This is a genomic window from Pseudomonas sp. CROZ-RG-20F-R04-15 (genome assembly GCF_022662375.1).
Lineage (GTDB): Bacteria > Pseudomonadota > Gammaproteobacteria > Pseudomonadales > Pseudomonadaceae > Aquipseudomonas.
Genome location: NZ_JAKNQL010000008.1, coordinates 179,814 through 199,269, shown reverse-complemented (window position 1 = coordinate 199,269; position 19,456 = coordinate 179,814). Strand labels below are relative to the sequence as shown.

Below are 19,456 nucleotides of genomic sequence, written 5' to 3'. Positions count from 1 at the left end.
AGGAGATGCGCATGCTCATCAGGTCACTGACCCTGACACTCTTGCTGGCGATTGCCGGCCCCTTGTTCGCCGCTGACAACGATTCGCCCATCGCCGGAGATATGGGCCGCGCCCGACCGCTGATCGTGATCGCACAAAGCACCGTCGACGCCGTGTGGGTGGCTTTGAAAAAGTCGTTGGAGGATCCCGCCAACAAAAAGGGCGTCACCGACCGCAACATCAAGGTCTACACCATCCTCAACATGGCCGGCCAGCTCGACGGCAAGGACCTAGGCCAGCAAGACACCATGGCGCTGCTGCGCTCGCTGAAGCTCGGTGCCGGGGCCTATCCGAAAGTGTTCCTGGTGGGCAAGGACGGCGAGACCAAGCTTTCGGCGTCGGGGGATGAAGCGAAAGCGGTGGATCTGAAGAAGATCTTCGACACCGTCGATGCATTGCCCGCCACCGAGAAGGACATCGCGCCGCCGTCCGTAGCAACGACACCGGCAGCGACCGAACCGGCCGCGAAAGGTACGAAGGGCGCCAAGCCGAGCAAACCAGCGAAACCGGCCAAGCCGCCGGAAATGCCGGATGATTGATCAAACAGTCACTGAATAAAACGCGTCCCCTGCAGGAGTGAGCCTGCTCGCGATAGCGAGCAGGCTCACTCCTGCATATTTGCGGACACCGACGCCCTCACAGCAACCTGTCTACCCACGGCTATCGTCCTCATCAAGCAGGTAAACCAGCACACCTTTGGTATCACCTATGACCAGTGGAGAACGCGTGGTCAACACGAACTGGCAATTGGGAAAGGTCGCGCTTAATTGCGTAGTCAGACCGAGCTGCCATTGCGGATCCATGCGCAATTCCACCTCGTCGATCAGAACAATGCCATCGCCGTGCAGCGGGTTGTCCATCGACGGGTTCATCATCGCCAGACGCCTGGCCATGTCACCCACCCACGCAATCATCGACTTTTCGCCAAGCGAGAGCTGAGTGACATTGAATGTCGCGCCATGTTTGTCGACGGCCATATGCAGATGTGGTTTGCGTTGCACGCGCAGGTTGGAGAAGTCCGGCATGAACGCGGTGAGGGCCGAGCGAACGGCAGTCAATTGGCGATCGCGAGTGGAGGCTTTCACATTGGCCAGCGTTTTCCAGGCGTCGCTGTCAGTACCGAATTTTTCCGCGATTTCGGCCAGTGCGGTATTGGAAATCCCGTCTTCGTTTTCGCTGTCTTCGCGTTCGCGGAACCATTCGAAAAAACTGCCAAAATCGACACCCCCGTGAAAACTGGTGTCGTAGCCGTCGAGTTGATCGAAGGCTTGTTTGCCGCTGATTTTCAGCGGGACTTCAACAACGCAACGTTCGGCCGGGTAATAAGCGATCAGCGGGAGTGAGGCGCTATCGTCGGCGGTGAGTTGAGTGCGGTAGTGGTCTGCAAGCAGTCTGACTTCGTTTAAATATCCACGGCCCGAGACTGCACCTTCCTGGCGACTTCGGGCAGCGCCCCATACGAATAATTCGTTTTCGGAACCCGCATCACTCTCAGCTGCGCGCGGGTGTGAAACGTCGGTGATGCCAATCGAAAGGACGGCTCCTGGGGCGCCGTTGCGAATATCTTCATCGACAAGGTATTTGCCATTGCCTTTATTGGAGCGAATTGTTGCGATCAGCCAGCTCAGACAAATATTCAGGGATTTCAGAATGGTGGTTTTTCCGCTGCCGTTGTTTCCCACCAGCACCGTGATGTTCGAACGGTGTGTCGGGGTAGGGGCAAACTGAATATCCATGTCGCCAAAGTGTCCGACATCCGCAAGCTTCAAACTTTTGATTTCCATCACTGCACCCTTCGAATGACTGTTTTTTGCCCGACGCCATCCTCGTCCAAAGATTGACTCGATGCAGTGTAGATACAACAAATTCATTCGCTAATACAAAGTCGTTGCAGCATGTGCCGGCCGAAATGTCTTACACAAAGCTCCTTCAGGTCGCGCGGATTTTTCCTGCAAGTCGCGGCGGCGGTGGTGAACTGGTGGGGTTGGGGGAGGAGGGATAGTCTTCTTTGGCCGCTGCAAAACACAGTGGTCGGATGTGGAAGTCCGGTGATTCCCGAGAGCGCGTTGCGCCTGTAAACACATGTTGGTGGTTTTTATGCCAACATTGTTTGCTTATGGCAGCGATGCGCAGGAGCACTCTCGAGTGCACCGGGTTCCTCGGGTTTCCCCGGACTTCCACCCCTGCGCAAAGCTGCCACCCTCTCGTGGAAGTGAGTTCGGCAGTTTTTTCTTTGAATGTCCCGAGGATTTACTAATGAAAAAACACACTCCAAGTCCCCCCGAATCCCCCATGGATTCAGGGTCCTTCGACGCCAACAACCCCCGCTTACGCAACCCGCATCACCCCGATCCCATCAGCCACCTCTTCACCATCCTCCCCGATATCGATACGCCCACGCTGCTCTGCCACGCTTGCGAAACCCTCGCTTCACTGAATGCCCTGACCACCGATCTGGCCGCAGAACTTCAAGGTTCACCGCGTAGCCTCGCCCTGTCGATTCAACAGTTGGCCGTACTCGGCGAGTTGCTGGTCAACCGAGCGCTGGACAATCTCGATCCACCGGCGGCGACGCAGCATTGAACAGGGAGGTTCAAACATGACGCGATACATTCCGCTGACCGGGATCGACTGCAAGATTCCCGCTCTGTTGATCGACCGCGAAGCACCGGTGGATGTGCTGCATGGCACGGCGGCTTACCGTTTGCGCTGTGTGACGCAACTGATGGAGACACTGGCGCTCGGTGACGGCAAGGGCCACGACGCCTTGCTGCTGCAGGATTTCGCACGGGTGATGGCGATCCCGTTGCGGGACAGTTGCGACTTGATGGATATCATCGGCTGGAAGTTGCAGGCGCAGCTTTAAAGACAAAAGATCGCAGCCTGCGGCAACTCCTACAGGATCGGGTTTTCACTCGGTCAAGGAGCTGCCACAGGCTGCGATCTTTTGATCTTTATTCAGCGACAGCGCTGAGAATTGTATGGGCGATTTTCACCCGCTCAGGAATCGGGAAGTTCTTGTTGGCCATGATCACAATGCCAATGTCCTTGCTCGGCACAAACGCCACGTAAGTCCCGAAACCACCGGTAGAGCCAGTCTTGTTGATCAGCACGTCATGCGGCTGCGGTTGCGGCGGATTCAGCCACTGCACTTTGTGCGCTTCCATGGCCATTTCCGTCGAGTTGCCCGCCAGCAAGCTTTCGAGGCTAATCGGGTAACGGTACATCTCCCAACCCAAACCTTGAGTCATATCGCCGACGGTGTAGTAGCCGGTGTGGGTGTTGGCGATGGTTTTTTGCAGGGAGGCTTCCAGGGTTTCAGGTTTCAGGTTGGCCTGCACGTAACGCAGCATGTCCACGGCACTGGTTTTCACGCCGTAGGCCTGCGAATCCAGGGCGCCGGGTGTGACGCGCACCGGTTTGCCATTCTTGTCATAGCCCTGCGCATACAGGGCCATTTGCGCGGCAGGCACGCTGAGGTAGGTGTGCTGCAAACCGAGTTTCGGCAGCAGGGTTTGCTTCATCGCCTGATCAAACGGCTGGCCGAGGCTCTTCGCCGCCAGATAACCGAACAATCCAAGGCTTGGATTTGAATACTGGCGATGGCTGCCGGCGGGATATACCGGTTTCCACTGCTGGAAATAGCCGAGCATCTTGTCAGACGAGTCCGCGTTGTCCGGGAATTGCAGCGGCAAACCGCCGGCGCTGTAGGTGCCCAGTTGCAACACACTGATGTTGTCGAACGCGCTGCCTTTCAGTTCAGGCCAGAGCTGGCTGGCCTTGGTCGACACGTCGAGTTTGCCCGTGGCCTGGGCATAACCGGCGAGGGTGGCGGTGAAGGTTTTGCTCACCGAGCCGATTTCGAACAGGGTGTTTTCGCTGACTTTCTGCCCGGTGTCTTTTGCTGCAACCCCGTAGTTAAAGTAATGCGCCTTGCCGTTAACGGTCAGCGCCACGGTCAGCCCGGGAATGTTCTGTTGTTGCATTACCGGCGTCACTGCGTCGTTGACCAGCGCTTGCAACTGCGCGTCGGTGGGCGTGGCGGCCATGCAGGCCGAGGCGCCGAAAAGCAGGCCGAAAGCGGCGCAGGAAATGACGTTGTTTGAATGAATGGATGGCATGAGTGAACCACTCTCCATGAGTGTTGATGACGTTATCCCGCTACACTGCGGGCGATTTCTTCGTTGGGCAACTGATCAACGCCGCCAATCTAGTCAGCGCGACGCCAATCGACAAACGACGAAAACTCGCACGAGCCATTAGAAAAATTTGGGACTGGGCATGATTCGACCGCAATTGCCGCTCAACGCACTGCGCGCCTTCGAGGTATCGGCGCGGCATTTGAGCTTCACCCGCGCCGCCGTGGAACTGTGCGTCACGCAAGCGGCGGTCAGCCATCAGGTCAAAAGCCTCGAGGCGCAACTCAACGTCACCCTGTTCAAACGCCTGCCCCGTGGGCTGATGCTGACCAGCGAGGGCGAAACCTTGCTGCCGGTGCTGAGCACGTCGTTCGATCACATCGCGCAGATACTCGAACGCCTCGCCGGTGGACAGTACCGCGAAATGTTGACCGTTGGCGCGGTCGGCACGTTCGCTGTGGGTTGGCTACTGCCGCGGCTGGCGGACTTCCGGGCGAAACATCCGCTCATAGATTTGCGCCTGTCGACCAACAACAACCGCGTGGATGTGGCAGCAGAAGGGCTGGATTACGCGATCCGCTTCGGTGCTGGTGCGTGGCATGGCATCGAGGCGACGCGGTTGCTTGAGGCGCCGCTGTCGGTGTTGTGCGTGCCGGAAATCGCCCGGCAATTGCAGACGCCGGGCGATCTGCTGCAACAAACATTGCTGCGTTCCTATCGCACCGACGAATGGCCGGAGTGGTTTCAGGCCGCCGGGTTGGCGACCCAGGCTGCGCCGCCGCAGAGCATCGTTTTTGATTCATCGCTGGCGATGATGGAAGCGGCGTTGCAGGGCAGTGGGGTGGCGTTGGCGCCACCGCTGATGTTCGCCAGGCAACTGGCGGCGGATACGATTTGCCAGCCGTTTGCGATTGAGATCACGACGGGGAGTTACTGGTTGACGCGGTTGCAGTCGCGTCCTGAAACAGCGGCGATGATGGCGTTCAAAAACTGGCTGCTGCAAATCTCTGATTAATGCAAAACCCTTGTAGGAGTGAGCCTGCTCGCGATAGCGGTGTGTCAGTCAAAATTGATATCAACTGACACACCGCTATCGCGAGCAGGCTCACTCCTACAGGGACCGTGGTGGATTTGAGATCAGGTTCAGCGCACCAGACACGGCCGCTTGTTATCGAACTTCCACCCCGGAATCAGAAACTGCATCGCCACGCTGTCATCCCGCGCGCCGAGGCCCATGCCTTTGTACAGTTCATGCGCCTTGGCCACCTGATCCATATCCAGCTCCACGCCCAGCCCCGGCTTCTTCGGCACTTGCACCAGACCATCGACAATTTGCAACGGCGCCTTGGTCAACCGTTGGCCGTCCTGCCAGATCCAGTGGGTGTCGATCGCGGTGATATCGCCCGGCGCGGCAGCGGCGACATGGGTGAACATCGCCAGCGAGATATCGAAGTGGTTGTTGGAATGCGAACCCCAGGTCAGGCCCCACTCATGGCACATCTGCGCCACGCGTACCGAACCCTGCATCGTCCAGAAGTGCGGGTCGGCCAGTGGAATGTCCACTGATTGCAACTGGATCGCATGACCCATTTCACGCCAGTCAGTGGCGATCATGTTGGTGGCGGTTTTCAACCCCGTGGCACGACGGAACTCAGCCATCACTTCGCGACCGGAATAACCGTTTTCCGCGCCGCACGGGTCTTCAGCATAGGCGAGCACCTGATGCTGATCGCGGCACAGGCGGATGGCTTCTTTCAGTGACCACGCGCCGTTCGGATCGAGGGTGATGCGCGCATCAGGAAAGCGTTCGGCCAGCGCTGTGACCGCTTCGATTTCGGCATCGCCACTGAGCACGCCGCCCTTGAGTTTGAAGTCCTTGAAACCGTATTTCGCGTGGGCCGCTTCGGCGAGGCGGACCACGGCTTCGGCGGTCATGGCCTTCTCGTGACGCACGCGGAACCAGTCGTTGTCGGCGTCCGGTTCGCTGCGGTAGGCGAGGTCGGTTTCGCGCTGATCACCGACGTAAAACAGATAACCGAGCATCTTCACTTCGTCGCGTTGCTGACCTTCGCCAAGCAGCGCCGCCACCGGTACATCGAGATGCTGACCGAGCAGATCGAGCAGCGCCGCTTCAAGACCGGTGACCGCGTGAATGGTGATGCGCAGATCGAATGTCTGCAGGCCACGGCCACCGGCATCGCGGTCGGCGAAGGTCTGGCGCACTTGATTGAGGATCTTCTGATAGGTGCCGATCGGGCTGCCGATTACCAGGCTGCGCGCGTCTTCCAGCGTCTGGCGAATGCGCTCGCCACCGGGCACTTCACCGACGCCGGTATGGCCGGCGTTGTCCTTGAGAATGACGATGTTACGAGTGAAAAACGGCCCGTGGGCGCCGCTCAGATTGAGCAGCATGCCGTCGTGACCGGCCACCGGGATGACTTGCATGTCGGTGATGATCGGGGCTTTGGCGGTGTCGTGTGCGGTCATGTTCTTATCCTTTTAATACGCAATCTTTAAAAATGGACGTCAGGCGTGTTTCGGCGCGGTCTCGACCACGGCGATGTCGGCAGCAGGTTTCGGTGTGGTGCGCGCGAAGAAGACAATGATCGCGGCGATGATCGAGGTCGCGGCCAAACCATAGAGGCCGCCCTGAATCGAGCCGGTGTGTTCTTCGAGCAGGCCGAACGTAGTCGGCGCGACGAAGCCGCCGAGGTTGCCCACCGAGTTGATCAGTGCGATCACCGCCGCAGCGATGCGGGCATCCAGATAGGCCTGTGGGATCGGCCAGAACAGTGACGAAGCGGATTTGAAACCCAGCGCGGCAAAACAGATCGCAACGAAAGCGAAGATCGGCCCGCCGGTGGTGGACATGAACATCCCCGCAGCAGCGATCAACAGTGCGGTGGCGACCCACGCCTGCTGGTGTTTCCACTTGGCCGAGAACGAGGCGAAGGCGTACATGCCGATGATCGACAGCAACCATGGAATCGAGTTGAACAGGCCGACCTGGAAGTCGCTCATCTCGCCCATTTTCTTGATGATGCTCGGCAGCCAGAAGGTCGCCGCGTAGATGGTCAACTGAATGAAGAAGTAGATCAGGCAGAACAGGATGATCTGGCGATCCTTGAGCAGTTTGCCCATCGATGGCCGGATGGGCGTCGCGGCTTCGCGAGCCTTTTGCTCGGCGTCGATAGTGTTGACCAGTGCGTCCTGTTCGGCGCGGGTCAGCCATTTCGCGTCGTGTGGCTTGGCGTCGAGCCAGAACCAGACAAACACGCACAGGCACACAGAGAACATCCCTTCAATGAAGTACATCCACTGCCAGCCGTGCATGCCCAGCCCGTTGATTTGCAGGAGCAGGCCTGACAGCGGGCCGGAGATCAACGAAGCCACGGCCGAGCCGCTGAGGAAGATCGCAATCGCCTTACCGCGTTCGGCGCCGGGCAGCCAGCGGGTGAAGTAGTAGATCACCCCGGGAAAGAAACCGGCCTCGGCCACGCCGAGCAAAAAGCGCAACACATAGAAGTGGGTTTCGTTCTGGATGAACGCCATACCGGCGGCGACCAGGCCCCAGGTGAGCATGATGCGGGTCAGCCAGATGCGTGCGCCGACTTTCTGCAGAAGCATGTTGGAGGGCACTTCGAACAGCGCGTAGCCGATGAAGAACAGCCCGGCGCCGAAGCCGTAAGCGGCGGCACCAATACCAAGGTCGTGTTCCATGTGGGTGCGGACGAAACCGATGTTCACCCGGTCAATGTAATTGACGATGAACATGATCACGAAAAGCGGCAGGACGTGGCGTTTCACTTTCGAGATGGCCGAGGCGAGTGTCGAATCGACACCCTCGTTCATCGCGGAGACGGAGGTTTTCACTTGTTTTTCTCCCACTGATTATTTTTATGCGGGGTAGGGCCGGTGCTGCGTTGTTGCTAGACATCATACAACTGAGATTTTTTGTCCTACAAGTGGGGAGCGGTGATTAATTTTTTCTGAAAGATCGGTTTTTTATGCTTTTCTTGTTTTTGTTCAGTATTTACTAGGCTTGTGGCGGAGTGTTCACGATCTTTTTCTACGGATCTACAGGTTTGGTCGCCAGAAAGCTCAAAGGCCGTTTTGCTCATGTTTGAATGTTGTCATACAAGTGTGGCGCTAAAATCAATGCCGTCGGCCAGTCTCGCAATGCTACGATCGACAAGCCCCGATCACCGGAACCGACCATGCAAGAAGACCTCGACGCTCCCGCCCGCAAACGTGCGCACAACCTCGCCCATGATCTGGTGGACAAACTCACCCAGAGCATCCTGCTCGGCCAGCTGACACCCGGCGACAAGCTGCCCTCGGAGAATTCCATCGTTCAGGAACACGGGGTCAGTCGCACTGTAGTGCGCGAGGCAATTTCAAAATTGCAGGCCTCCGGATTGGTGGAAACGCGTCACGGCATCGGCACGTTCGTCATCGAGCGCGCGCCGGAGCAGGGCTTGCGCCTGAATGTCGACACCGCGCTGGGCGTGCGCAGCATTCTCGAACTGCGCCTCGGCCTGGAAACCCAGGCAGCGGCACTGGCGGCGCAACGGCGCAGCGAGCAGCAATTGCTGCAAATGCGTCAGGCGCTGGATGACTATCAGCGGTTACTGGACAACAACGACAGTTGCGTCGAGGCCGATCGGCGTTTTCACCTGCTGATCGCCGAGGCGACCGGTAACGTCTGCTTCAGTGAAATCATGCAGCAGCTGGGCAGTGCGATGATTCCGCGCAACCGGCTCAACGCCGCCGAGCGTGGCGCGGCGGATCTGAGCAAGCTCGGGCAACTGGCCCATCTGGAACATGAGGCGATCCTGAATGCGATCAAGCGTCAGGATGCCGATGCCGCGCGGGCAGCGATGTGGCTGCACCTGACCAACAGCCGCGACCGCTTTTCCGCGCAGGGTTGAACGCCGTTGGTCTGTTCGATAGCACGCGGTATACAGGGCTGATTCCAAGGTGTACGGCCCGGGTATTCCGGACCTCCTGAGTGAGGTGCGTCATGGCTAACGATTTGCTGTTTCAGGGTGGTGTGCTGCCCACCGATCCAACCCGGCCGCTGCCCGGTACCGATGAACCGACCTTGGCCGATCACGATGCACCGATGGGAATGCCCCCTGGGCGCGACCCGCTGAGCGATGCCGATCGGCCCGAAGACTGGAAGGATCCGGCGGCGGACGATGAAGATGTGCCACCGGCAGATGAGCCGACGCCGTTGTCGGATGATCGGCGCTGAATCCTGGTTGTTGTGCTGGATTTACCGGCCCTTTCGCGAGCAGGCTCGCTCCCACATTTTGGAATGCGTTCTCCTGTGGGAGCGAGCCTGCTCGCGAAGACGGCTTTCGCTTCAAACAGGTTTCAGGTTAAACCCCGGCAGCCCGAACATCGCCAACCCGCCGCTCCAGATTCAACGCCAACACACTGATCAACACCACCACCGACCCCACCAGCACCATCAGCGTCGGCCGCTCCGCCAGCCCGACCGAAGAAATTCCCATCGCCGTCGGTGGAATCAGATACAACGCCATCGTCGCCCGGCTCAGGTCCACATGCTTGAGCACAAATCCCCACGCCAGATAGGCCAGCGCACTGGGAAATACCCCCAGCGCCAACACCGCCCATTGCACCCGCAGCGGCGCTTTCATCACGCTGTCCCCCAGCCCTGGCAGATAGATCAGCAGCATCAACGTCCCCGACCACACCGCATAACAGGCCAGACTGAAGCCGTCGTATCGCCGCGCATGATGCTTTTGCAGTGCGAAGTAGATGCTCCACGACATCGCTGCCAACAGGATCAGCAGGGCATGCGCATCAATGTCGCCCAAGCCTTTGTCGCCGCTGACCACGATCACCACGCCAACAAAACCGAGCAACACACAACCCCAACGCCAGGCGCTGACCTGATCCTTGAACACAAACCGCGCCAGCAGCGTGCTGAACAGCGGACTCGATTGCGCCAGTACGCTGGAGGCGCCGGCACTGACGCTTTGCTGGCCGATGTTCAGCGCGACGTGATGCAGGCTCACGGCGAAGAATCCCAAAGCGAACAACAGCGGCACATCGCGCAGATGTGGCAGGCGAATGTCCTTGAACGCAGCGATCAACGCCATGAACAGCGAGGCCAACAGAAACCGCAGCAACGCCAGATGCCCGGGCTCGTAGGATTGCAGGCCGATGTGGATGCCGGTCGACGAATAGGCCCAGCAACCGACGACAAATGCCATCGCCAAGAAGATTTTCAACGGGGAAGGGTGCGGCATGATCGGGCGCTCGGTGGTGTTGATGCGCCGAGTATCCCGGCGCCCAATCATTCGCCACAACTGACTTATACTGCGCTGAATGTTCACTCAGAGTGATGGGTATGGAGCTGGCACAAATCCGTATGTTCAAGACTGTGGCCGAGGTCGGCAGCATCGCTCGGGCGGCGGAAAAGCTGTTCTGCGTGCCGTCGAACATCACCGCGCGGATCAAGGCACTTGAGGCCGAGTTGGGCGTTGCACTGTTTCTGCGTGAGGGTCGCGGGTTGCGCATCAGCCCGGCGGGGCAGACGTTTTTGGTCTATGCGGAAAAAATTCTGGCGCTGACCGTCGAGGCCAAACGCGCGGTGGATCCTTCGGCCGAGCCGTCCGGGCCGTTGCGCATCGGCGCGATCGAATCCTCGGCGACCGGGCGCTTGCCGCGCTTGCTGGCGAAGTTTCACCAGCGTTATCCGCAGGTGGCGCTGGAACTCACCACCGGCACTTGGGGGCAATTGCTCGACGACACCGTCAGCCATCGCCTCGACGGGGCGATTGTTGCGGTGGATGTCGAACGTTCGCAGCTCAAGCGCACGCCGATGTATCGCGAAGAATTGCTGCTGATCGCGTCGACCTCGTTTGGACCGGTGCGCGACATTAATGATCTGCAGGACAAGACCGTGTTCATGTGGCCGCAAGGTTGTCCGTATCGCGCGGCGCTGGAGCATTGGTTGTTGCGTCAGGGCCAGGCGTTGCCGATTGTCAGTCTGGCCAGTTATGGCGCGATTGTCGGGTGTGTGAGTGCCGGGGCGGGGGTGGCACTGGTGCCCAAGGGCGTGTTTGAGCAGTATGCGAAAGGGGCTGGGTGTGTGGGGTATGAGTTTCCTGAATTGACCGCCGTTGACAACTTGTTTTACTGGCATGAAAACGCCGGGGTGCACCCGGCGCGGGAGGCGTTTGTGGCGATGTTGCGGGAGGAGTTTAGTGTGTAGGAAACGCCAGCCCTCACCCCAGCCCTCTCCCGGAGGGAGAGGGGGCCGACCGAGGTGTCATGCGTTATGCATCGACCTGAACAACCGAGTCGATTATGGATTCAGCCAAATCTGATTTTCTTGATCAGAAAAGTCGATTGTGGATTCACCGACGAATTTTCAGGTCGGTGAACCTCTCCAATATCCCCCAATCAGTCCCCTCTCCCTCTGGGAGAGGGCTAGGGTGAGGGGCTTTTTCAGGCAACACCGATATCCCGCATCAACAACCCAAACCGCAAACCCACCCCCTCCGGAATCGGCACATAAACCGTGTGCCCATCCCCCGGCGCCACCACAATCGCCTCACCCTTGACGCTCTGCAACTCATGCAGATCAAAATGAAAATTCCCGGTGGGCGTCATCAACTCCAGATGATCACCCAGACCAAAACGGTTCTTCACCTTGACCTCGGCCAGCCCCTCACGCTGCTCACCAGTCAGCTCACCCACGAACTGCTGGCGCTCCGACACCGAACTGCCGTGCTGATAATTCTGGTATTCGTCATGCACATGCCGGCGCAGAAAACCTTCGGTGTAGCCGCGCTGGGCCAGTGACTCCAGATCCGTCATCAGGCTGCGATCAAATTCACGTCCAGCCACCGCATCATCAATCGCTCGACGATACACCTGGGTGGTACGCGCGCAATAGAAGTGCGATTTGGTCCGGCCTTCGATTTTCAGGGAGTGCACGCCCATACGCGTCAGACGCTCGACATGCTGCACCGCGCGCAGGTCCTTGGCGTTCATGATGTAGGTGCCGTGCTCGTCCTCGAAGGCAGGCATCAATTCGTCGGGACGGTTGGCTTCCTGTAACAGGAACACCTGATCGGTGGGCGCGCCGAGGCCAAGAGTCGGCTCGGGCTGACAGGTCTGGACGATTTCGCCGAGCTGGTTTTCCGTGGCCTCTTGCGCCGAGTATTTCCAGCGACAGGCGTTGGTGCAGCTGCCCTGATTGGCATCGCGCTTGTTCATGTAACCCGACAGCAGGCAGCGCCCGGAGTAGGCCATGCACAGCGCGCCGTGGACGAACACTTCCAGCTCCATGCCGGGCACCTGTTCGCGGATTTCGCCGATTTCCTCCAGCGACAATTCCCGCGACAGGATGATCCGGCTCAAACCCTGTTGCTGCCAGAATTCGACACTCGCCCAGTTCACTGTGTTGGCCTGCACCGACAGGTGAATCGGCATCTGCGGGAAATGCCGGCGCACCAGCATGATCAGCCCTGGGTCGGACATGATCAGCGCATCCGGCGCCATCTCGATCACCGGCGCCAGATCCTTGAGGAAGGTCTTCAGCTTGGCGTTGTGCGGCGCGATGTTGACCACTACGTAGAAGCGCTTGCCCTGCGCCTGGGCTTCACGAATCCCCAGCGCCAGGTTGGCGTGATCGAACTCGTTGTTGCGCACCCGCAGGCTGTAGCGCGGCTGGCCGGCGTAGACCGCATCGGCGCCGTAAGCGAAGGCGTAACGCATGTTTTTCAGGGTGCCGGCGGGGGCGAGCAGTTCGGGGGCGGCGAGGGTCGGGGTCATGGCGGTGTCGGTCGCAAAAGCGCGGCAGGGTAATGCGGATCAGGGCGAGGTTTGTTGATCTGGATCTATGTTTGTGTCGAGCGCTGAACCTGTGCAGAAACAGCACAGATCATGTGCCGGTTTCACTGTGTTCGACACACCGGCACCTGCTTAAGCTCTGTTCATCAATCAACTGAACAGAGGCAATCTCCATGCAGCGTCTTACTCGTCGTTTTCTCAGCGCTTGTGCATTTTCCGGGGTGTTGGCCAGCACCGCTGCGCTGGCGGACAACCACCCGACCCTCCGAGCAATGTCAGGCGTCACGCCGGTCAGCCAGTTGCCCGCTGGCAAATCCGCCTTGCTGGTGATCGATTTTCAGAACGAGTATTTCACCGGCAAGATGCCGATCCCGGACGGCGCCGCCGCACTGGCCAACACCCGTGAGCTGATCAACTTCGCCGACCGCCACAAGATCCCGGTGTACCACGTTCAGCACGTGGCCCCGGCCGGTTCGCCGGTGTTCGCCATTGATGGTGAAACGGTGAAGTTTCATCCGCACATGCAGCCACGCGCCAAGGATGTGGTGCTGCAAAAGACCACGGTCAGCGTGTTTGCCAGCACCGACCTGAACCAGCGGCTGAAGCAGTCCGGCATCGAGACGGTGATTGTTGCCGGCCTGATGACCCACGCCTGTGTCGCCGGGGCTGCGCGTGATGCGGCGCCGTTGGGCTACAACGTCATCGTCGCTTCGGATGCTTCGGCCACCCGTGCGATCACCCGTGCCAACGGTGCGTCAATCGACAAGGACGCCTTGCATAACGCCGCACTGGCGGAAGTCGAGGACACCTTCGGCGATGTGCTGACCACGGATGAAATCGTCAAGTTACCGGTTCGCTGACCGGCTCGCGCTGATCCGCAACTATGCTCCATGAATAAAGATGGCACTCGTGCAGGCCCCGGTTGACTAAGCATCGGGGCGTGCATGACGCCTGACTGACATGGACCGGACATGAACGAAAAAAGCCTTCAATTCAAATCCCTCACCGTGCTGCTGTTGCTGGTAACGGTGGCGTTTATCTGGATCCTCTTGCCGTTCTACGGCGCGGTGTTCTGGGCAGTAATTCTCGGCATTGTGTTTGCGCCGATGCAACGCCGGCTGCAGGCGAAATTCGGCTGGCAGCGCAACCTGACGTCGCTGTGTACCTTGTCGATCTGCCTGGTGATCGCGATTCTGCCGGTGATCATTCTCAGTGTGTTGCTGGTGCAGGAAGGGACCACGGTTTACAAGAATATCGAAAGCGGCGAGCTGGACATCGCCGCGTATCTGGCGCAATTCAAGCACAGCCTGCCGCCGTTCTTTCAGCACTTGCTCGACCGGTTCGGCATGGGCGAACTCAATGGCCTGCGCGAGAAAATCGTCAAATCGGCGATGCAGGGCAGCCAGGTGCTGGCCAGTCAGGCCTTCAGTTTCGGCCAGGGCACGTTCGAATTCGTGGTAAGTTTTTTCATCATGCTGTACTTGCTGTTTTTCTTTCTGCGCGACGGCGCCGAACTGGCGCGCAAGGTGCGCACCGCCGTACCGCTGGAGGAGAATCACAAGCGCCGCTTGCAGTTGAAGTTCAACCGGGTGGTGCGCGCAACGGTCAAAGGCAATCTGGTGGTCGCGGTGACTCAGGGCGCACTGGGCGGGGCGATTTTCTGGTTTCTCGACATTCCCAGCGCGTTGCTCTGGGCGGTGTTGATGGCGTTTCTGTCGTTGCTGCCGGCGGTGGGCGCGGGGATTGTCTGGGCGCCAGTGGCAATCTATTTCCTGCTCAGCGGGATGATCTGGCAGGGCGTGGTACTGGGGTTGTTCGGGGTATTCGTGATCGGGCTGGTGGATAACGTGTTGCGCCCGATTCTGGTCGGCAAGGACACCAAAATGCCCGATTACATGATTCTGATCTCGACCCTTGGCGGACTGGCGGTGTTCGGTCTCAACGGATTTGTGATCGGGCCGTTGATCGCGGCGCTGTTCATGTCGAGCTGGGCACTGTTCGCCGAAACCAAGCCCAAGGTGCAGTTGCCTTAAGCGTTGAACGGCTGGCTGATGAGCTTCTGCGACAACGCTTGCGCGGCGGGTAACGAGGTGAGCGGGCCGCTGATGGCCTCGCCGTCGCGCATCAGATACCAGCAGGCGAGCAAGCCTGAGGCTCTGAGCGAGGCAGGAACGGCGCTGCCGATAACGGACATGATTTGAACCTGAGCCATGACAAGTACCTCCATCTATCAATGGAGCTACCTTAGGGATTCGCCGCTTCTACGGACAATCAACGCTTTCGATAGTGGTCATTGACGCCGTTGAGGGCTGGCTCAGTCGACCACTTGATCGAGCATGTGCATGACTTCGCGCTCGTTGAGCAAACCTTTGTGCACCAGGTTCTCCGCGAGCAGCGAGAGAAATTTCGCGCAGCGGTGGCCTTCCAGGTGCTTGAGCTCGGTCAGCGCGCTGTACACCTTGCTGGAGGTGCACAAGCCGACGATGCGGTGCGGGTTTTGTGTTGGCATACAGTCGTCCTTGTTGTTATCAACCTGTTGTTTACGGACGGATTCAGATTGCAGCTCCGTCATGACAAAAAAGTGACCGTTTTGTGGAAATGTACATAGCGGTCACTCAATCATGCCGACTTTAGCCGGTGAAACTGTCCTCACAGCGACCTTGGCGAGATTTTTTCAGACGCTGGCCGACCAACGGTCATAAAAAAGCCCCGCTATAAAAGCGGGGCTCTGTGTTTCGATTACCAGCGTGGACCGCCGTAGTAGTGCGGCCGACCGTAATAACCACGAGGCGGACCGTAGTAGACCGGGGCCGGTTGCACGTAGACCGGTTGCTGTACATACACCGGCGCCGGTTGGTAGTAGACCGGTGGCGGTGGCTGTTGCACATAAACCGGCGGCGGGGCGGCGTACACCGGCGCCTGCTGCACATAAACCGGGCGATCCTGATTGATCAGTGCCGAGCCGATGATGGCCGAGCCGACGATCGCGCCAAACACCGCTGGGCCTTGCCAGTAGTTGCCGCCATGGGCTTCTGCTTGCCCTGCGACAGCAAATGCACCAATCAGCAGGGCCACGATAGGGAGTTTACGAATCATGATAAGTCCTCGGTTCTTCGACCCGGCGGCAGGGCCTGCACCAGGCCCACAGTTGTCGCGGGGATACTTCTAAGACAGCGAAATTCTGAAAATCAGCACAGCCGCTGGGTAAATTTTGTGTAAGGTCTGTACCGGCTTCTTTACCGGGCCAGGCAAGGGCCACAGAACACCTTTAAAACAGGCCTCTATGATCGTTCAGAACCCGATGGGCTGGCTAATCCCGTCTATCCGAAAGTGCGTTTGAAGGAGAAGTTTCATGCAGATGAACCCAAACAAAGACACCCAGCTGTGCATGTCCCTGTCAGGGCGGCCGGGGAATTTCGGTCTGCGTTTTCATAACCATTTGTATGAGCAGTTGGGCCTGAATTTCTATTACAAGGCGTTCAGCAGCCAGGACCTGACCGGCGCAGTCGGCGGCATTCGCGCCTTGGGCATCCGTGGTTGCGGCGTGTCGATGCCGTTCAAGGAAGCCTGCATTGCGCTGGTCGATGAGCTGGATGCGTCGGCAGCGGCGATCCAGTCGATCAACACCATCGTCAATAGCGACGGCCATCTCAAGGCTTACAACACCGATTACATTGCCATCGAACAATTGCTGAAGACCCACGCGGTGCCCAAGGATTCCACGTTCGCCCTGCGTGGCAGCGGCGGCATGGCCAAAGCGGTGGCCAGTGCCTTGCGTGATGGCGGTTACAAAAACGGTTTGATTGTCGCCCGCAACGAGCGCGCCGGGCGTGCATTGGCGGATTCGCTGGGTTATCGCTGGCAGGCGGAACTGGGCGATGAGTGTCCGCAGATGCTGATCAACGTGACGCCGGTGGGCATGGATGGCGGGCCGGAGGCCGGGCAGCTGGCGTTCGCGCCTGAGGTCATTGCAGCGGCCGAGACGGTTTTTGATGTGGTGGCGATTCCGTCGGAAACGCCGTTGATCGTGTGCGCTCGGGCCGAAGGTAAAAAGGTGATTACCGGGCTGGAAGTCATCGCGATCCAGGCGCTGGAGCAGTTTGTGCTGTACACCGGCGTTCGGCCGAATGAAGAGCAATTTGCGGCGGCGGTGGCGTTTGCCCGGAGCTGATGGGTTGTGGTGGCCGGGCGGGCCTCTTCGCGAGCAGGCTCGCTCCCACAGTTGAATTTTTGTCATGCACAGATTGTGTGTTCGCTGTATATCCCCTGTGGGAGCGAGCCTGCTCGCGAAGGCCGCGACTCGGTTTTTTCGATTGCCTATACTGCCTCCCCAGCAAGCACAGACTTGCCTACCATAAAAACCGTGACCGAGGCTCCCCATGTACCCACCCATTCTCAACCTGCATCAGGTCGAACTCGAACCCCTGCCCGAAGCCCTGGCCCCGGAAGGCGAAACCGCCGGGCGCTATCAGCAGCGCATGGCCCGTATCGGTCAGCAACTCGGTTCGCAGAAACTCGGTTATCGCCTGTACGCGTTGCCGCCGGGCATGCGCGGCAGTCCGTTTCACAGTCATCGGGTCAACGAAGAAATGTTTTACGTGGTGGCCGGGGAGGGCGAGGTGCGTCTTGGCGCCGAGCGTTTTCCGATCCGCGAAGGCGATGTGATTGCCTGCCCCCCGGGTGGGCCGGAGCAGGCGCATCAGATCATCAACACCAGTCAGGCCGAATTGCGTTATCTGGCGGTGAGTACCCAGCAACAGCCGGACATTTGCGAATACCCAGATTCGAACAAATATGCGGTGATGGATAATTTTCAGGTGGATGCTGAGGGCAATACCTCAGGTTTTGTGGCTGTGGCACGGCAGGCGGATGGTGTGGATTACTGGGATGGTGAATAACCCCAGGATCTGAAACCTGATGAATAACCCCTGTGGGAGCGAGCTTGGTCGCGAATAGGCCGTGTCAGTTACATCATCGTTGAATGACACACCGCATTCGCGAGCAAGCTCGCTCCCACAATAAAACGGTGGTGGTTATTCCAGACGGGCCAGGCGTTCTTCCAGCGCGGCGATCCGCGCCTCCAGCTCTTCGATGCGCTCGACTGACACGCCGCTGCTTGCGCCGCGATCCGACGGATTCTGCCGTGCCGCCATGATCGCCTCGATATCCGCCGGATCACCCAAGGCATGGGTGTAACGATCTTCGCGTTGCCCGGCCTGACGCGGAATCAACACTGCCAGCCCCCGCGCAATCAGACGCTCAAGCTGATGAACCACTTGCTCGGTGTCTTCAAATTCATGCATGCGCCCGCTGCGGGTCAGCAGTTCATTGACGGTCTGCGGGCCACGCAGAAACATCAAGCCACTGAGAATCACCTGCGCCGGCACCAGTTCCAGTGCCTTGTCGACCTTGTGCTCCCAGCGGTCGGCGCGACTGCCCATCACCAGTTTGGCGAAACCGCGACCTTCCAGCGCACGCAAACTCTGCCCGACCTGGCCCTGAGTCAGGTTCATCACCGGTTCGCGGCTGGTTTTCTGATTGCACGCCGTGACCAGCGCATTAAGGGTCAGCGGATAGGTTTCCGGACTGGTTGCCTGTTTCTCGATCAACGAGCCGAGGATGCGGATTTCCGTGGCATTGAGCCGTGGCTCGTCGAAGGTGGATTCTGGTTCAGTGGTCATCGCGCGTTCCCTTTGCAGTCGAAGGCGCCTAGCCTAATCCTTGCCAAACAAAAGGCAAGCCGTGTGGTCATCAAGCATGGCTATAATCGCCTCCTTGTTCCACCCAGCCACCACACGAGACTGCCATGACCATTTCCCTGTACGCCGCATCCGTCCCGGTTTTTCAACAAATGCTCAACGCTTTGAGCGATGTGCTGAAAAAGGCTGAAGCCCACGCCACCGAGAAAAACATCGACCCGAACGCCTTCCTGCAGGCGCGTCTGTTCCCGGACATGTTCCCGCTGACCCGCCAGGTGCAGATCGCCGTGGACTTCGCCAAAGGCGTTTCCTCGCGTCTGGCTGAAGTCGAAGTGCCGAAGTACGACGATACCGAAACCACCTTCGCCGAGCTGCAAGCCCTGATCGCCAAGGTTCTGGCCTACATCGGCGAGATCAAGCCGGAGCAGATCGATGGCAAGGAAGGCATCGAAATCGTTACTCGTCCGGGCACTCCAAAGGAAAAACGCTTCAGCGGTCAGGCTTACCTGCTGACCTACGGTCTGCCGCAGTTCTTCTTCCACGTCACCACCACTTATGCGCTGCTGCGTCATAACGGGGTTGAAGTGGGCAAGCGTGATTACATGGGGGCGTTCTAAAAAGTCAAAAGCCCCTCACCCTAGCCCTCTCCCGGAGGGAGAGGGGACTGACCGAGTTGTTGGTTCGAGATACACCGACGTGAAATATCAAGTCGAACTCAAGTCTGGAAGGCAACAACGATCGGCT

At 58.9% G+C, this 19,456-nt stretch carries 22 protein-coding genes; 12 read left to right on the top strand and 10 right to left on the bottom strand.

Translation table 11 applies throughout. The features are described from left to right. Positions 1 to 11 precede the first annotated feature (11 nt). On the top strand, positions 12 to 578 hold the full coding sequence (locus L8H52_RS14510; RefSeq protein ID WP_242207535.1) for a DUF4174 domain-containing protein: 567 nt from the start codon (positions 12 to 14) through the stop codon (positions 576 to 578). Positions 579 to 689: 111 nt separating this feature from the next. Here L8H52_RS14510 and L8H52_RS14505 read toward each other — a convergent pair whose 3' ends face one another. Beyond that, complete coding sequence (locus L8H52_RS14505) at positions 690 to 1,910, bottom strand: AAA family ATPase (protein ID WP_242207536.1); 1,221 nt, start codon at positions 1,908 to 1,910, stop codon at positions 690 to 692. A 385-nt stretch (positions 1,911 to 2,295) separates the two neighbouring features. On the opposite strand from L8H52_RS14505, the gene L8H52_RS14500 reads away from it, so the two are divergent. Both L8H52_RS14500 and L8H52_RS14495 read left to right on the top strand, forming a co-directional pair. After that, positions 2,296 to 2,622, top strand: coding sequence for a DUF6124 family protein (locus L8H52_RS14500; protein WP_242207537.1), 327 nt, complete (start codon positions 2,296 to 2,298; stop codon positions 2,620 to 2,622). A 16-nt stretch (positions 2,623 to 2,638) separates the two neighbouring features. Continuing rightward, positions 2,639 to 2,905 (top strand): hypothetical protein, encoded by a 267-nt coding sequence (locus L8H52_RS14495; protein ID WP_242207538.1) that lies wholly within the window; start codon positions 2,639 to 2,641, stop codon positions 2,903 to 2,905. An 88-nt stretch (positions 2,906 to 2,993) separates the two neighbouring features. Here L8H52_RS14495 and ampC read toward each other — a convergent pair whose 3' ends face one another. Beyond that, positions 2,994 to 4,160, bottom strand: a complete 1,167-nt coding sequence (gene ampC, locus L8H52_RS14490) for a class C beta-lactamase (protein ID WP_242207539.1) — start codon at positions 4,158 to 4,160, stop codon at positions 2,994 to 2,996. 160 nt (positions 4,161 to 4,320) lie between these two features. Between ampC and L8H52_RS14485 the strand changes: the two genes are divergently transcribed. Further along, a complete protein-coding gene (locus L8H52_RS14485; protein WP_242207540.1) occupies positions 4,321 to 5,193 on the top strand; it encodes a LysR family transcriptional regulator in 873 nt (290 codons plus the stop codon). A gap of 128 nt (positions 5,194 to 5,321) precedes the next feature. Here the strand turns inward: L8H52_RS14485 and gudD are convergent, their stop codons facing one another. Continuing rightward, entirely contained in the window at positions 5,322 to 6,665 is a 1,344-nt protein-coding gene (gudD, locus tag L8H52_RS14480; protein ID WP_242207541.1) for a glucarate dehydratase, read from the bottom strand. Positions 6,666 to 6,704: 39 nt separating this feature from the next. Continuing rightward, positions 6,705 to 8,051 (bottom strand): MFS transporter, encoded by a 1,347-nt coding sequence (locus L8H52_RS14475; RefSeq protein WP_242207542.1) that lies wholly within the window; start codon positions 8,049 to 8,051, stop codon positions 6,705 to 6,707. A 344-nt stretch (positions 8,052 to 8,395) separates the two neighbouring features. Between L8H52_RS14475 and L8H52_RS14470 the strand changes: the two genes are divergently transcribed. Beyond that, the gene (locus L8H52_RS14470; protein WP_242207543.1) at positions 8,396 to 9,109 is read left to right on the top strand and encodes a FadR/GntR family transcriptional regulator; all 714 of its coding nucleotides are present in this window, start codon (positions 8,396 to 8,398) and stop codon (positions 9,107 to 9,109) included. Positions 9,110 to 9,201: 92 nt separating this feature from the next. Continuing rightward, positions 9,202 to 9,435, top strand: coding sequence for a hypothetical protein (locus L8H52_RS14465; protein WP_242207544.1), 234 nt, complete (start codon positions 9,202 to 9,204; stop codon positions 9,433 to 9,435). A 127-nt stretch (positions 9,436 to 9,562) separates the two neighbouring features. Here L8H52_RS14465 and L8H52_RS14460 read toward each other — a convergent pair whose 3' ends face one another. After that, complete coding sequence (locus L8H52_RS14460) at positions 9,563 to 10,459, bottom strand: DMT family transporter (protein ID WP_242207545.1); 897 nt, start codon at positions 10,457 to 10,459, stop codon at positions 9,563 to 9,565. 101 nt (positions 10,460 to 10,560) lie between these two features. Here L8H52_RS14460 and L8H52_RS14455 point away from each other — a divergent pair, with 101 nt between their 5' ends. Further along, positions 10,561 to 11,427, top strand: a complete 867-nt coding sequence (locus L8H52_RS14455) for a LysR family transcriptional regulator (protein ID WP_242207546.1) — start codon at positions 10,561 to 10,563, stop codon at positions 11,425 to 11,427. A gap of 236 nt (positions 11,428 to 11,663) precedes the next feature. Here L8H52_RS14455 and yegQ read toward each other — a convergent pair whose 3' ends face one another. After that, entirely contained in the window at positions 11,664 to 12,995 is a 1,332-nt protein-coding gene (gene yegQ, locus L8H52_RS14450; RefSeq protein WP_242207547.1) for a tRNA 5-hydroxyuridine modification protein YegQ, read from the bottom strand. A gap of 191 nt (positions 12,996 to 13,186) precedes the next feature. Here yegQ and L8H52_RS14445 point away from each other — a divergent pair, with 191 nt between their 5' ends. Both L8H52_RS14445 and L8H52_RS14440 read left to right on the top strand, forming a co-directional pair. After that, positions 13,187 to 13,873, top strand: coding sequence for an isochorismatase family protein (locus L8H52_RS14445; RefSeq protein ID WP_242207548.1), 687 nt, complete (start codon positions 13,187 to 13,189; stop codon positions 13,871 to 13,873). Between the two features lie 111 nt (positions 13,874 to 13,984). Next, positions 13,985 to 15,046, top strand: coding sequence for an AI-2E family transporter (locus L8H52_RS14440; RefSeq protein WP_242207549.1), 1,062 nt, complete (start codon positions 13,985 to 13,987; stop codon positions 15,044 to 15,046). Here L8H52_RS14440 and L8H52_RS14435 read toward each other — a convergent pair. The 3 genes from L8H52_RS14435 to L8H52_RS14425 form a co-directional block, all read right to left on the bottom strand. Continuing rightward, positions 15,043 to 15,225: a hypothetical protein gene (locus L8H52_RS14435; RefSeq protein ID WP_242207550.1), complete on the bottom strand. Its 183-nt coding sequence runs from the start codon at positions 15,223 to 15,225 to the stop codon at positions 15,043 to 15,045. The two genes, L8H52_RS14440 and L8H52_RS14435, sit on opposite strands and share 4 nt — an antisense overlap. A 102-nt stretch (positions 15,226 to 15,327) precedes the next feature. Further along, entirely contained in the window at positions 15,328 to 15,522 is a 195-nt protein-coding gene (locus tag L8H52_RS14430; RefSeq protein ID WP_016984641.1) for a hypothetical protein, read from the bottom strand. A 230-nt stretch (positions 15,523 to 15,752) separates the two neighbouring features. Continuing rightward, complete coding sequence (locus L8H52_RS14425; RefSeq protein WP_141128115.1) at positions 15,753 to 16,109, bottom strand: hypothetical protein; 357 nt, start codon at positions 16,107 to 16,109, stop codon at positions 15,753 to 15,755. 256 nt (positions 16,110 to 16,365) lie between these two features. Here L8H52_RS14425 and L8H52_RS14420 point away from each other — a divergent pair, with 256 nt between their 5' ends. Beyond that, a complete protein-coding gene (locus tag L8H52_RS14420) occupies positions 16,366 to 17,184 on the top strand; it encodes a shikimate 5-dehydrogenase (RefSeq protein WP_242207551.1) in 819 nt (272 codons plus the stop codon). A gap of 208 nt (positions 17,185 to 17,392) precedes the next feature. Beyond that, entirely contained in the window at positions 17,393 to 17,911 is a 519-nt protein-coding gene (locus L8H52_RS14415; RefSeq protein ID WP_242207552.1) for a cupin domain-containing protein, read from the top strand. A 135-nt stretch (positions 17,912 to 18,046) separates the two neighbouring features. Here the strand turns inward: L8H52_RS14415 and L8H52_RS14410 are convergent, their stop codons facing one another. Next, positions 18,047 to 18,694 carry a DUF480 domain-containing protein gene (locus L8H52_RS14410; RefSeq protein ID WP_110719311.1) on the bottom strand — a complete coding sequence of 216 codons (648 nt, stop codon included), beginning with the start codon at positions 18,692 to 18,694 and terminating at the stop codon, positions 18,047 to 18,049. Positions 18,695 to 18,819: 125 nt separating this feature from the next. On the opposite strand from L8H52_RS14410, the gene L8H52_RS14405 reads away from it, so the two are divergent. After that, positions 18,820 to 19,329, top strand: a complete 510-nt coding sequence (locus tag L8H52_RS14405; protein WP_007917351.1) for a DUF1993 domain-containing protein — start codon at positions 18,820 to 18,822, stop codon at positions 19,327 to 19,329. Positions 19,330 to 19,456: the final 127 nt, after the last annotated feature.

Bases quoted from the DNA above. Each gene is read 5' to 3' on its own strand.
- L8H52_RS14465 (WP_242207544.1), top strand. From the start codon at position 9,202: ATGGCTAACGATTTGCTGTTTCAGGGTGGTGTGCTGCCCACCGATCCA.
- L8H52_RS14425 (WP_141128115.1), bottom strand. From the start codon at position 16,109: ATGATTCGTAAACTCCCTATCGTGGCCCTGCTGATTGGTGCATTTGCT.
- L8H52_RS14440 (WP_242207549.1), top strand. From the start codon at position 13,985: ATGAACGAAAAAAGCCTTCAATTCAAATCCCTCACCGTGCTGCTGTTG.
- L8H52_RS14485 (WP_242207540.1), top strand. From the start codon at position 4,321: ATGATTCGACCGCAATTGCCGCTCAACGCACTGCGCGCCTTCGAGGTA.
- L8H52_RS14455 (WP_242207546.1), top strand. From the start codon at position 10,561: ATGGAGCTGGCACAAATCCGTATGTTCAAGACTGTGGCCGAGGTCGGC.
- L8H52_RS14505 (WP_242207536.1), bottom strand. From the start codon at position 1,910: ATGAATTTGTTGTATCTACACTGCATCGAGTCAATCTTTGGACGAGGA.
- L8H52_RS14405 (WP_007917351.1), top strand. From the start codon at position 18,820: ATGACCATTTCCCTGTACGCCGCATCCGTCCCGGTTTTTCAACAAATG.
- L8H52_RS14500 (WP_242207537.1), top strand. From the start codon at position 2,296: ATGAAAAAACACACTCCAAGTCCCCCCGAATCCCCCATGGATTCAGGG.
- L8H52_RS14495 (WP_242207538.1), top strand. From the start codon at position 2,639: ATGACGCGATACATTCCGCTGACCGGGATCGACTGCAAGATTCCCGCT.
- gudD (WP_242207541.1), bottom strand. From the start codon at position 6,665: ATGACCGCACACGACACCGCCAAAGCCCCGATCATCACCGACATGCAA.
- L8H52_RS14460 (WP_242207545.1), bottom strand. From the start codon at position 10,459: ATGCCGCACCCTTCCCCGTTGAAAATCTTCTTGGCGATGGCATTTGTC.
- L8H52_RS14415 (WP_242207552.1), top strand. From the start codon at position 17,393: ATGTACCCACCCATTCTCAACCTGCATCAGGTCGAACTCGAACCCCTG.
- L8H52_RS14510 (WP_242207535.1), top strand. From the start codon at position 12: ATGCTCATCAGGTCACTGACCCTGACACTCTTGCTGGCGATTGCCGGC.
- L8H52_RS14430 (WP_016984641.1), bottom strand. From the start codon at position 15,522: ATGCCAACACAAAACCCGCACCGCATCGTCGGCTTGTGCACCTCCAGC.
- L8H52_RS14435 (WP_242207550.1), bottom strand. From the start codon at position 15,225: ATGGCTCAGGTTCAAATCATGTCCGTTATCGGCAGCGCCGTTCCTGCC.
- L8H52_RS14410 (WP_110719311.1), bottom strand. From the start codon at position 18,694: ATGACCACTGAACCAGAATCCACCTTCGACGAGCCACGGCTCAATGCC.
- yegQ (WP_242207547.1), bottom strand. From the start codon at position 12,995: ATGACCCCGACCCTCGCCGCCCCCGAACTGCTCGCCCCCGCCGGCACC.
- L8H52_RS14445 (WP_242207548.1), top strand. From the start codon at position 13,187: ATGCAGCGTCTTACTCGTCGTTTTCTCAGCGCTTGTGCATTTTCCGGG.
- L8H52_RS14420 (WP_242207551.1), top strand. From the start codon at position 16,366: ATGCAGATGAACCCAAACAAAGACACCCAGCTGTGCATGTCCCTGTCA.
- L8H52_RS14470 (WP_242207543.1), top strand. From the start codon at position 8,396: ATGCAAGAAGACCTCGACGCTCCCGCCCGCAAACGTGCGCACAACCTC.
- ampC (WP_242207539.1), bottom strand. From the start codon at position 4,160: ATGCCATCCATTCATTCAAACAACGTCATTTCCTGCGCCGCTTTCGGC.